We start from the raw sequence: 11,343 nt of genomic DNA, 5'->3' as shown, positions 1-11,343 counted from the left end.
GGGCGGGCGGGGGGGGGGGGGGGGGCCCCCCTTGTCGGACCCAGGTAGGTGGCGGGGGTGCCCGCGGGGGGGGGCGACCCGGACCTCGGACGGGGAACGGCCCGCCTACTCCTGCTTCTTGCGCCGGGTCCCGAAGACGATCTCGTCCCAGCTCGGCACCGCCGCACGGCGCCCCGGGCGGACACCGTCCGCCTCGGCCTGACGGTCGGTGGAGCCGGTGAGACGGTCCCGGTGACTGCCCACGGAGCGCGGCATGAGCACGTCGGCGTAGGCGGAACCGGCCGACGCCGCCGGGGCGGGGGGCTCCTCCACCTCGGCCTCCTCGGCGGCTTCCTCCACCGGCTCCGGCACGCGCTCGGGCACCACCAGGTCGCCCCGGAAGCTGGGTACCGCCTCCAGCAGGCTGGTCAGCGAGTCCCGTTCGCGCTCACCCGAGGCGGTGACCGAGGTCTCCTCGGCCGGCTCGGACGGCTGCGCGGGCAGGCTCGGCCGCTCGCGGTGCTCCCGGTCGAGGGTGCGGTCCAGCGGCCGGTCGCGCGGCAGCCGTGCGATGCGCGGGACGAACGGGAAGCTGGGCTCGTTCGCCGCGAGGTCGTCGGTCTCGCCGATCAGCGCGCGCGCCTCTTCGTCCACGGCCTGGACGAGCCGCCTGGGCGGGTCGTACGTCCAGCTCGCCGAGTGCGGTTCGCCCGCGACCAGGTAGACCAGCAGGACCTCCCAGGTGCCGTCGTCGCGGCGCCACGAGTCCCACTGCACGGTGTCCTTCTCGGCGCCGCGCAGCAGCAGCCGTTCCTGCACGGCCTCGCCGAGGGGCGGCCCGGAGTTCTCGCCGGGGCGGCGGACGGGGGTCTTGCGGGCCCGCTCCGCCATGAAGGCGCGTTCGGCCAGGACGGGTCCCTCGAAGCGGCGTACCCGGTCGACGGGGATGCCGGCCATCTGGGCGACCTCTTCCGCGGTCGCACCGGCGCGTATACGCGCCTGGATGTCGCGGGGGCGGAGATGGCTCTCCACCTCGATCTCGATCTGGCCGAGGCGGGGACGGTCGCCGCGTACGGCGGCCCGGAGCCGCTCGTCGATCGGAAGCGTGTACTCCGTGCTGTCCGCAGCCTTCAGCACCAGCCGTGTGCCGTCATTCGAGACGGCCACGACACGCAGTTCGGGCATGGGGACCTCCCGGGTGGTGCCTGCCGACGTCACGTGCGTCGCTGCTTCCGCTCTGTCGAGTGTGGCCTGCCCGGGTGCAGCCTGCCACAACCTTGCCGAGTTGCCCGGCGTGTCGGGCGCGGGCCCTGAATCGCCGTTATGGCACGGTTACCTATTCGCAACGCTGAGTGACCGACTCGGTCACCCTGTGCAATTAGCCCCCTCCCGGCGGTCCTTCGAGGTCCTGAACTCCCTGCCGGGAGACCGTACCCAGGGCTCGCCACAGTACTCCATTCGGGCCACCTGCGTGGATTGGCACGCCGCCGGACTTCCGGCAAGGCCGGGCACTCGGCCGCCCCGGCGCGTTTCCTCCGGTGCCGCGCGTGGCGTACTTCACGGAATCACCAGAAACGGAACTAAAGGTTTCGACTGCACGTCCCCTTCTCGTGCAGTTGATCGAACACGTACGGGAAAGGCAGGCAAGGTCCGGGGATGCGTGAAAAGCCCGAAGCCGTCGGTGATACGGACATGCGTACGGAGGTGGAACCCAGGCGGATCGACTTGAGCGTGCCCCAGGTCGCCGGCAGCGCCCTGGCGGCCGTGGTCGCCGCCAAGCTCGCCTCCTCCTTCGGCGTCTACGGCACGATCCTCGGCGCCGGCCTGATCAGCGTCATCGCCACCTGCGGTGGCTCGGTGTTCCAGCACTTCTTCCGGCGCACCGCGGAGCAGATGCGGACCAGACGCGCCGCCGAGGCGGGCGCCGCGACGGGTGCCGGACGCTCCGCCGGGCACACCGTGCCCGCCCCCGGTGAGTTCACCGAGGGCACCGTCTACCGCGCGCGGGTCACGAACTGGAAGCGGCCGCTGGTCGCGGCGGCCCTCGTCTTCGGCGTCACCATGGGCGGGATCACCGCCTACGAAGCCGCCTCCGGCCACAACCTGAGCGGCGGGCACAGCACGACCGTCGGCAGCGCCTTCTCCGGCCACGGCAGGTCCGCGCCGGACCCGGAGGAGCCGGGCGGCTCCGGCGACCGGGACGAATCCCCGGCCCCGGCGGACTCCCAGGACCCCGGCACCGGCGACGACGCCCCGGCGGCGACGCCGTCGGGGACCTCGAGCGGCTCCGCGGACGGTGCGCCGTCCGACGGCACCTCCCCGGACGACGGCGGTGACGGCCCGGACCCGGCACCCACCTCGAGCGCCACCGGCGGCGACGGGTCCGGCGCGGCCACGACCCCGGCCCCCGACGCCTCGGCTACGACCCCAGAACCCGGCGCAAGTAGTCGTTCTGGAACCGGCGATCAGGGTCAAGACGGTCCCGCAGCGCCGTGAACTCGCCGAAGCGCGGGTACACCCCGGAGAGGTACGCGGCGTCCCGGGTGTGCACCTTGCCCCAGTGCGGGCGTCCCTCGTGCTCGGTGAAGATGCGCTCGGCTGCGGTGAAGTACGCCCGGTAGGGCGTGCCCCGGAACATGTGGACGGCGATGTACGCGGTGTCGCGGCCCGAGGCGGTGGACAGCGTGATGTCGTCGGCCGGAGCGGTCCGCACCTCGACCGGGAAGCTGATCCTGAGCCCCGACCGGTCGACCATCGCCCTCAGCTCGCGCAGCGTGTCGACGACGGCCTCGCGCGGCACGGCGTACTCCATCTCCACGAACCGCACCCGGCGCGGGGAGGTGAAGACCTCGTAGGGGATGTCGGTGTACGTCCGCGCGGACAGGGCCCTGCTGGAGACCCGCGCGATCGCCGGGACGGCGGCGGGCACCGCGCGGCCGACCCAGTTGGCCGCCTGGAAGACGCCGTTGGAGAGGAACTCGTCCTCGAACCAGCCCTGGAGCCGGCCCACCGGCCGGGCCGGGCCCGCGCTGCGGTTGTTGCGCTTGGTGTTGGTGCTGCCGGTGTGCGGGAACCAGTAGAACTCGAAGTGCTCGTTCTCGGCCCACAACGCGTCGAAGTCGGCGAGGACCCGCTCGAACGGCATCGGTTCCTCGCGGGCCGTGAGCAGGAAGACCGGCTCCACGGCGAAGGTGATCGCGGTGACCACGCCGAGGGCGCCGAGGCCGATCCGGGCGGCGGCGAAGACCTCGGGGTTCTCCTTCTCGGAGCACGTGAGCACCGAGCCGTCCGCCGTGACCAGTTCCAGCCCCTTGATCTGGGCGGCGATCGAGGCCGAGTCGCGGCCCGTGCCGTGGGTGCCGGTGCTGGTGGCCCCGGACACCGTCTGCTCCATGATGTCGCCCATGTTCGTGAGCGACAGACCCTCCCGCGCGAGGGCGACATTGAGCCTCTTGAGCGGAGTGCCGGCCTCGACCGTGACGGTCATGGCGTCGCGGTCGACACGGCGGATGCCGGTCAGCAGATGAGGACGGATCAGCACCCCGTCCGTCGCGGCTATGGACGTGAAGGAATGCCCGGTGCCGACGGCCTTGACCCGCAGCCCGTCCTCGGCGGCCCGGCGTACGGCGTCCGCCAGTTCCTCGACGGACGCGGGGGCGACCTCCCGCGCGGGACGCGCGGAGACGTTGCCGCCCCAGTTACGCCATGTGCGGTTCTTCCCGCTCGTCTTTCCGCTCGCCGTGCGGTGCGTGCTGCTCAACGGTGCCTCCCCGACGCGGAGCCGGCCGCTTGAGCCGGCGGTACCCGAGGAAACCGACCGCGACCGCGACGGCCCCGGCCGCCGCCGGAACCCAGTACCCGGCACGCGCCCCGGCCGCGTCGATCACCCAGCCGCCCGCGGACGAACCGAGCGCGACCCCGACCGCGAGCCCGGTACTCACCCAGGTCATGCCCTCGGTGAGCTGCGCGCGTGGTACGTGCTCTTCGATGAGGGACATGGTCGTGATCATCGTGGGAGCGATGGACAGACCCGCAACGAACAGCGCCGCGGCCAGAAACGGCAAGTTTCCGACCAGTAGGAGGGGGATCATACTCACGGCCATCGCACAGACGCCCAGCAGCCAGCGGCGCTCGGGCGGCCCGGCGAAGCGCAGCAGACCGAAGACCATGGCCGCCGTGCAGGAGCCCGCCGCGTACAGGGCCAGCACGAGACTGGCGGCGGCCTTGTGCCCCTCCTCCTCGGCGAAGGCCACCGTGACCACGTCGACGGCCCCGAAGATCGTCCCCGTCGCCACGAACGTCGCGACCAGGACCTGGAGCCCCCGGGAGCTCAGCGCGGTGCCGCGGCCGGACCTGCGGTCGTGCGGGTGCGGCACGGGCTCGGTGGCGCGCTGGGCGGTCAGCCAGAAGACGCCGGCCGCCAGGAAGCAGGCCGCCAGCAGCGGACCGGCCTCCGGGAACCACGCCGTGGACAGGCCGATGGAGATGATCGGCCCGAAGATGAAGCAGACCTCGTCCACCACGGACTCGAAGGAGTACGCGGTGTGCAGCTGCGGAGTGCCCCGGTAGATGGCCGCCCAGCGGGCCCGGACCATCGCGCCGAGGCTCGGCACGCAGCCGATGCCCACACAGGCCGCGAACAGCACCCAGTCAGGCCATCCGTAGTGCGCGGCCGGCAGCAGCACGGCCGCCGCGGTGAGCGAGACAAGCGTCGCCGGACGCAGCACGCGCCGCTGGCCGTACCGGTCCACCAGCCGCGAGACCTGGGGCCCGGCCACGGCGGCGGCCAGCGCGATGGTGGCCGACAGTCCGCCCGCCAGTCCGTAACGGCCGGTGAGCTGCGAGATCATCGTCACCACGCCGATGCCCATCATCGACAGCGGCATCCGGCCGAGGAAGCCCGCGAAGGAGAAGCCCTTGCTGCCGGGGGCGGCGAACAGGGCGCGGTAGGGGCTGGGCAACGAGGTCTCCGATGAGGGGTCGGTAAGGTGCGATCGCAGTCGATACAGATTACGCGCCGGGGTGCCCCGAAAGCACCCCCTCGGACGCACCCCGACCACCCGGCGATGTCCTGTGTCCGTCCCTGGTGGCAGGATCGACACATGCCTGACGTGCTCGATGCCAGCCCCTACGACGCCCTGCTGCTGCTCTCGTTCGGCGGCCCGGAGGGCCCGGACGACGTGGTCCCGTTCCTGGAGAACGTGACCCGCGGGCGCGGCATCCCCAAGGAACGCCTCAAGGAAGTCGGACAGCACTACTTCCTCTTCGGCGGGGTCAGCCCCATCAACGACCAGAACCGCGCCCTGCTGGACGCGCTGCGCGAGGACTTCGCCGAGCACGGCCTGGACCTGCCGGTCTACTGGGGCAACCGCAACTGGGCGCCGTACCTGACGGACACCCTGCGCGAGATGGTGCGCGACGGCCGCCGCCGCATCCTCGTCCTCGCCACCAGCGCCTACGCCTCCTACTCGGGCTGCCGTCAGTACCGCGAGAACCTCGCGGACGCGCTCGCCGCCCTGGAGGCGGAGGGCCTCGAGCTGCCGGAGATCGACAAGCTGCGGCACTACTTCAACCACCCGGGCTTCGTCGAGCCCATGGTCGACGGAGTCGTCCGGTCCCTCGCCGACCTGCCCGAGGAGGTCCGGGACGGCGCGCACATCGCGTTCTCGACCCACTCGATCCCCACCTCCGCCGCCGACACCTCCGGCCCCGTGGAGGAGCACGGCGACGGCGGGGCCTACGTCCGGCAGCACCTGGACGTGGCGCGGCTGATCGCCGACGCCGTCCGGGAGCGCACCGGCGTCGACCACCCCTGGCAGCTCGTGTACCAGTCGCGCTCCGGCGCCCCGCACATCCCGTGGCTGGAACCCGACATCTGCGACCACCTGGAGGAGCGCCACGCGGCCGGCGTCCCCGCCGTGGTGATGGCGCCCATCGGCTTCGTCTCCGACCACATGGAGGTCCTCTACGACCTCGACACGGAGGCCACGGCCAAGGCCGGGGAGCTGGGCCTGCCGGTGCGCCGTTCGGCCACCGTCGGCGCCGACCCGCGGTTCGCCGCCGCGGTCCGCGACCTCGTCCTGGAGCGGGCCTCCGCCGAGCGGGGCCAGGAGGTCGCGCCGTGCGCCCTGGGCGCGCTCGGCGCCAGCCACGACCTGTGCCCCGTCGGCTGCTGCCCCGCCCGCGCCCCCCGGCCCGCAGCCGCGGGCGCCGACAGCCCCTACGCCTGAGGAACCCCGTGAGCGACGTGACGACCGACCCCCTCCACACGGAGCTGCTGAAGACCGCCCAGGAGGCCGCCCACCGCGCGGGCGAACTGCTGCGCGACGGCCGCCCGGCCGACCTCGGGGTCGCGGCCACCAAGTCCAGCCCGATCGACGTGGTGACCGAGATGGACATCGCCGCCGAGGAGCTGATCACCGGCCTGATCTCCGACCGGCGCCCCGACGACGGCTTCCTCGGCGAGGAGGGGGCCGCCGTCGAGGGCACCAGCGGCGTCCGCTGGGTGATCGACCCGCTCGACGGCACGGTCAACTACCTCTACGGGCTGCCCACCTGGGCGGTCTCCATCGCCGCCGAACAGGACGGCGAGCGGGTCGCCGGGGTGGTCGTGGCCCCGATGCGGGGCGAGACGTACTGGGCGGTCCGGGGCGGCGGCGCCTGGGCCACGGGAGCCTGGACCGGCGAACGGCGGCTCGCCTGCCGGGCGGCGGCGCCGCTGGACCAGGCGCTGGTCTCCACCGGCTTCAACTACGTCGCCGAGGTCCGCGCCGAGCAGGCCGAGATCGCGCGGCGGCTGATCCCGCTCGTGCGGGACATCCGGCGCGGCGGTTCGGCCGCGATCGACCTGTGCGACGTCGCCGCGGGCCGCCTCGACGGCTACTACGAACGCGGACTGCACCCCTGGGACCTCGCCGCGGGCGACCTCATCGCCCGGGAGGCGGGCGCCGTGACCGGTGGGCGCCCGGGTGAGCGACCCTCACGCGATCTGACGATCGCGGCCACCCCCGACGTCTTCCAGCCCCTCCAGCGGCTCCTGGTGGACTTCGGCGCCTGACCGGCCCCGACGCCCCGCGGCGCCGGGGCGACGACCCGACACGACGGGGCCCCGGCGCTGGATCCCGCCGGGGCCCCGTCGTTCTCACGGGTCGGTCAGACGCCGGTCGCCCGTACCTCCACACCGTGCTCGGCAGCGAGGCGGCGCAGGTCGTCGAGCTCGCCGAGCTCGACCTCGACGAGGAACTCGTCCCCCTCGTCGCGGGCACGGGACAGGTCGGACTCGGTCGTCTGTATGCGCTGCAGAAGTCCTGCGGTGAAAGCGTCCATGCTGCGCCCCCTCGTCCTGGGTCGTGGGTCGGTGGCACGGGGGTGTGCCGATTCGGAAGGGGCGATCACGTCTCCGGTGGAGTGCCCAGCGCTGCCCTGCTGGGCGGCGACGGTGCCGGACACCCACGCCCGCTCTGCGGAAGCGGACCGCGTCGCACCGCGTGGCGTGCGGTACAGGCAGAGCGTGATCGCGGGATGTACAGCCGTCCTCCCCCTGCTCCCTCCCGCGGAAACCTCAACGGCACCGGAAAATCTCGCATTCCCGGTCCGGCGCTCCTTTCCGGACGACCGCTCCGCGTCCGGCCGCCGCGCCCCCCGCCCGCCCCCGGCCGGCCTCACCGGCCGCTCACCTGCCTTACCGCCGACTTATGACCGAAAAGGGCAGGATGGAGGCCAACACACCCACGAGCCCCCTGCCCGCGTGCGCCCGAACGGCGCCGGCGCGGGCGGACACAGGAAGGACAAGCGACGTGCGCGTACTCGTCGTCGAGGACGAGCAGCTGCTCGCCGATGCGGTGGCCACCGGACTGCGCCGGGAGGCCATGGCCGTCGACGTCGTGTACGACGGTGCGGCCGCCCTCGAGCGCATCGGCGTCAACGACTACGACGTGGTCGTCCTCGACCGCGACCTCCCCCTCGTGCACGGCGACGACGTCTGCCGCCGGATCGTCGAGCTCGGCATGCCCACCCGCGTGCTGATGCTCACGGCCTCGGGCGACGTCAGCGACCGGGTCGAGGGCCTGGAGATCGGCGCCGACGACTACCTGCCCAAGCCCTTCGCCTTCAGCGAGCTCATCGCGCGCGTGCGCGCGCTCGGCCGGCGCACCAGCGTGCCGCTGCCGCCCGTCCTGGAGCGTGCCGGGATCAAGCTCGACCCCAACCGCCGCGAGGTCTTCCGCGACGGCAAGGAGGTCCAGCTCGCCCCCAAGGAGTTCGCCGTGCTGGAGGTGCTCATGCGCAGCGAGGGCGCGGTCGTCTCGGCCGAGCAGCTGCTGGAGAAGGCCTGGGACGAGAACACCGACCCGTTCACCAACGTCGTGCGCGTGACCGTGATGACCCTGCGCCGCAAGCTCGGCGAGCCGCCCGTCATCGTCACCGTGCCCGGCTCCGGCTACCGGATCTGATCCACCGTGGCAACGACACCCGCGCCCCCCGGAACACCTCCGAAGCCCACCTGGGACCCCCGCCAGGCGACCCCCCTGCCGTGGCTGCGCCCCACCATCCGGATAAGGCTCACGCTGCTCTACGGCGGCATGTTCCTGATCGCGGGCATCCTGCTGCTGTCGATCATCTACCTGTTGGCGGCGCAGGCCCTGACCACGGGCAACGAACCGCTGTTCAAGATCGTCGGCGGCACCGACATCAAGGTCTCCAGCGACAAGTGCCCGGTCGTGAACAACGCGAGCAACCTCTCGCTGTCCACGTTCAACGCGGCGATCAGCGAGTGCATCGACCACCAGCGCCAGGTCGCCCTGGACAACCTGCTCAGCCGCTCCCTGCTGGCCCTGCTCGGCCTCGCCGTGATCGCGTTCGCCTTCGGCTACGCCATGGCCGGCCGGGTCCTGTCGCCGCTGGGCCGGATCACCCGCACCGCGCGCGCCGTGGCCGGTTCCGACCTGTCCCGGCGCATCGAGCTGGACGGCCCGGACGACGAGCTCAAGGAGCTGGCGGACACCTTCGACGAGATGCTGGAGCGATTGCAACGGGCCTTCACGGCCCAGCAGCGCTTCGTCGGCAACGCCTCGCACGAGCTGCGCACGCCGCTCGCGATCAACCGCACCCTCCTCGAGGTGCACCTGTCCGATCCGGGCGCCCCGGTGGAGCTCCAGCAGCTCGGCAAGACCCTGCTGGCCACCAACGAGCGCAGCGAGCAGCTCGTCGAGGGCCTGCTGCTGCTCGCCCGCAGCGACAACCAGATCGTCGAGCGCAAGCCCGTGGACCTCGCCGAGGTCGCCGGCCAGGCCGTCGACCAGGTGCACGCCGAGGCGGAGACCAGGGACGTGCGGATCGAGAGCGACTGCGCGCCCGCGGTGGTCCAGGGAAACGGCGTGCTGCTGGAGCGGATCGCCCTCAACCTGGTGCAGAACGCCGTGCGCTACAACGTGGCCGAAGAGGGCTGGGTGGAGGTCACCACGAGGGTCGAGAGCGGACAGGCGGTGCTGGTCGTGACCAACACCGGCCCGGTCGTGCCGGCGTACGAGATCGACAACCTCTTCGAGCCGTTCCGGCGGCTGCGTACCGAGCGCACGGGCAGCGACAAGGGCGTCGGGCTCGGCCTGTCCATCGCGCGGTCCGTCGCCAGGGCGCACGGCGGGCACATCTACGCGCAGCCGCGCGAGGGCGGAGGGCTCGTGATGCGTGTCACGCTCCCGATCTGAGATCATGACCCCGACATCCGGCCGTGGACCGGGGATGTTCGCTTTGAGCGCAATTTCCAGGTCGGCGTCCAGGGTTCGGCATGTGTGATCGATCACAACGACGGCTTTCCCGTTCTGCACTCTCCGTGATCATGCACCCTGTCGGAAGGCCGGGAAAATCCCGGTTTTCAGGGGTCCTGATCACGGGAAGTACACGGTGGGACGCCTTTGAAGTGCGGCGTTCGGACCGTGTACGGTCCCCATCGCCATCCAAGCCGATCACTCTTGAGGAGTCCGGTTGGGTGTCGATTGAGTAACAGACCTTGATGTGAGGCAAAATCTCCGCTTCGGGTCGGGCACAAGTCCGGCCTCTCATGCGTTACGTGCGCTGGAGACACCCGCAGACACCCAGAGGGGGAGAGCGACCATGGCCACCGATTACGACACCCCACGCAAGACCGACGACGACGTCGACTCGGACAGTCTTGAAGAACTGAAGGCCCGGCGGAACGACAAGTCCGCCTCGGCCGTCGACGTCGACGAGTTCGAGGCCGCAGAGGGCCTCGAGCTTCCCGGCGCCGACCTGTCCAACGAGGAACTGGCAGTCCGCGTACTGCCGAAGCAGCAGGACGAGTTCACCTGCATGAGCTGCTTCCTGGTGCACCACCGCAGCCAGCTGGCCCGGGAGAAGAACGGCCAGCCGATCTGCCGCGACTGCGACTGAGGCGGGGTCGGCCGTGACCGGCTCGACCCCTCCCTGGAAGCGCCGCTTCTCCCGGCGAGGAGCGGACCAAGGGCCGTCCGACGGCCCGTATCGCGCGCGTGACGACGAGCGAGGCCCTACCGATGAGGGAACGGCCTCGCTCGAACCGGAGACCGGCCGGGGTGACCTCCCGGCGACCCTCCCCCCGCCGGCGCCCGCTGCCCGGCGCCGGGCAGCGGAGTTCCGGGACAGGGCGGAGCAGGGCGTCCGCAAGGGCGGCGACCGTGCCAGGGCAGCCCTGGCGCATCTCGCGGACCGGGTCGTCGACCTGGCTCCGCGCGTTCCCGTACGAGATTTGGCGACCCTGCGCGAGCAGTTCCCCGGGCTCGGCCCCGAGCAGCTCGCCGACCGGCTCGTGACCGGCGCCACCCGGGGCACCGCCACCGTCGGCGCGGGAATCGGCGCCGCGGCGATGCTCCCCGTGCCCCCCGCGATCCCCACCGAACTGGCCGCCGAGATCACCGGCGTGGCGGCGATCGAGCTGAAGCTGATCGCCGAACTGCACGAGGTCTACGGCGTACGCCCGCCGGGCGCGCTGGCGCAGCGCAGCACCGCGTACCTGAACTCCTGGTCCGACGAGCGCGGCGTCGAGATGACCAGACCGGCGACCCTCACCACGGCGATGAACAGCCACATGAAGCGCCAGCTGCGCCAGCAGATCATGAAGCGCATGGTGCGCAACCTGCCCAACCTGATGCCGTTCATGGTGGGCGCGGCCGTGGGCGCCGTCATGAACCGGCGCGACACCAGGAAGCTGGCCGACCGCATCCGCGCCGACCTGCGCAGACGACAGGTGCCGTGGGAATCCCTGGAGGACCTTCCCGCCCTGGAGAGCCCCAAGGACGCCCTGGACATGGACGCCCTCGGCAGGGACCTCGGACGCCCGCCCCGGCCCGGCAGGGACCCGCGCTGACGCAC

11 protein-coding genes are annotated in these 11,343 nt (G+C 72.1%); 7 read left to right on the top strand and 4 right to left on the bottom strand.

Annotated features, from left to right (window positions below; genetic code table 11):
• Window positions 1-105 precede the first annotated feature (105 nt).
• Window positions 106-1,164: a septation protein SepH gene (gene sepH / locus ACFWJB_RS29995; protein ID WP_386926155.1), complete on the bottom strand. Its 1,059-nt coding sequence runs from the start codon at window positions 1,162-1,164 to the stop codon at window positions 106-108.
• A gap of 471 nt (window positions 1,165-1,635) precedes the next feature.
• Between sepH and ACFWJB_RS29990 the strand changes: the two genes are divergently transcribed.
• Entirely contained in the window at window positions 1,636-2,475 is an 840-nt protein-coding gene (locus ACFWJB_RS29990; RefSeq protein WP_386926153.1) for a hypothetical protein, read from the top strand.
• On the opposite strand, the gene ACFWJB_RS29985 is transcribed toward ACFWJB_RS29990, so the two are convergent.
• Together ACFWJB_RS29985 and ACFWJB_RS29980 are read right to left on the bottom strand one after the other, a co-directional pair.
• On the bottom strand, window positions 2,399-3,739 hold the full coding sequence (locus tag ACFWJB_RS29985) for a D-arabinono-1,4-lactone oxidase (protein WP_386926151.1): 1,341 nt from the start codon (window positions 3,737-3,739) through the stop codon (window positions 2,399-2,401). The two genes, ACFWJB_RS29990 and ACFWJB_RS29985, sit on opposite strands and share 77 nt — an antisense overlap.
• Window positions 3,678-4,940 (bottom strand): MFS transporter, encoded by a 1,263-nt coding sequence (locus ACFWJB_RS29980; RefSeq protein ID WP_386926149.1) that lies wholly within the window; start codon window positions 4,938-4,940, stop codon window positions 3,678-3,680. The genes ACFWJB_RS29985 and ACFWJB_RS29980 overlap by 62 nt, the downstream gene beginning before the upstream one ends.
• Before the next feature lie 141 nt (window positions 4,941-5,081).
• On the opposite strand from ACFWJB_RS29980, the gene ACFWJB_RS29975 reads away from it, so the two are divergent.
• Together ACFWJB_RS29975 and ACFWJB_RS29970 are read left to right on the top strand one after the other, a co-directional pair.
• Window positions 5,082-6,209, top strand: coding sequence for a ferrochelatase (locus ACFWJB_RS29975; protein WP_386926147.1), 1,128 nt, complete (start codon window positions 5,082-5,084; stop codon window positions 6,207-6,209).
• Window positions 6,210-6,217: 8 nt separating this feature from the next.
• Window positions 6,218-7,036 (top strand): inositol monophosphatase family protein, encoded by an 819-nt coding sequence (locus ACFWJB_RS29970; RefSeq protein WP_386926145.1) that lies wholly within the window; start codon window positions 6,218-6,220, stop codon window positions 7,034-7,036.
• Between the two features lie 95 nt (window positions 7,037-7,131).
• Here ACFWJB_RS29970 and ACFWJB_RS29965 read toward each other — a convergent pair whose 3' ends face one another.
• Window positions 7,132-7,305, bottom strand: coding sequence for a hypothetical protein (locus tag ACFWJB_RS29965; protein ID WP_362490793.1), 174 nt, complete (start codon window positions 7,303-7,305; stop codon window positions 7,132-7,134).
• A gap of 470 nt (window positions 7,306-7,775) precedes the next feature.
• On the opposite strand from ACFWJB_RS29965, the gene ACFWJB_RS29960 reads away from it, so the two are divergent.
• From ACFWJB_RS29960 to ACFWJB_RS29945, 4 genes are all read left to right on the top strand, one after another.
• Window positions 7,776-8,429 (top strand): response regulator transcription factor, encoded by a 654-nt coding sequence (locus ACFWJB_RS29960; RefSeq protein ID WP_007387794.1) that lies wholly within the window; start codon window positions 7,776-7,778, stop codon window positions 8,427-8,429.
• 6 nt (window positions 8,430-8,435) lie between these two features.
• The gene (locus tag ACFWJB_RS29955) at window positions 8,436-9,683 is read left to right on the top strand and encodes a sensor histidine kinase (RefSeq protein ID WP_385466983.1); all 1,248 of its coding nucleotides are present in this window, start codon (window positions 8,436-8,438) and stop codon (window positions 9,681-9,683) included.
• A 406-nt stretch (window positions 9,684-10,089) separates the two neighbouring features.
• On the top strand, window positions 10,090-10,386 hold the full coding sequence (locus ACFWJB_RS29950; RefSeq protein WP_003993510.1) for a DUF4193 domain-containing protein: 297 nt from the start codon (window positions 10,090-10,092) through the stop codon (window positions 10,384-10,386).
• A gap of 13 nt (window positions 10,387-10,399) precedes the next feature.
• On the top strand, window positions 10,400-11,338 hold the full coding sequence (locus ACFWJB_RS29945; protein ID WP_386926142.1) for a hypothetical protein: 939 nt from the start codon (window positions 10,400-10,402) through the stop codon (window positions 11,336-11,338).
• Window positions 11,339-11,343 lie beyond the last annotated feature (5 nt).

Origin of the sequence: Streptomyces sp. NPDC127100 (assembly GCF_042724095.1) — a bacterium.
Taxonomy (GTDB): Bacteria; Actinomycetota; Actinomycetes; order Streptomycetales; family Streptomycetaceae; genus Streptomyces.
The sequence above is the reverse complement of the archived record's forward strand: the minus strand, read 5'-3'. Positions and strand labels throughout refer to the sequence as shown.

What these genes read in the sequence shown, in the direction of transcription:
- ACFWJB_RS29975 (WP_386926147.1), top strand. Translation starts at nt 5,082, where the DNA reads ATGCCTGACGTGCTCGATGCCAGCCCCTACGACGCCCTGCTGCTGCTC.
- ACFWJB_RS29965 (WP_362490793.1), bottom strand. Translation starts at nt 7,305, where the DNA reads ATGGACGCTTTCACCGCAGGACTTCTGCAGCGCATACAGACGACCGAG.
- ACFWJB_RS29990 (WP_386926153.1), top strand. Translation starts at nt 1,636, where the DNA reads ATGCGTGAAAAGCCCGAAGCCGTCGGTGATACGGACATGCGTACGGAG.
- sepH (WP_386926155.1), bottom strand. Translation starts at nt 1,164, where the DNA reads ATGCCCGAACTGCGTGTCGTGGCCGTCTCGAATGACGGCACACGGCTG.
- ACFWJB_RS29950 (WP_003993510.1), top strand. Translation starts at nt 10,090, where the DNA reads ATGGCCACCGATTACGACACCCCACGCAAGACCGACGACGACGTCGAC.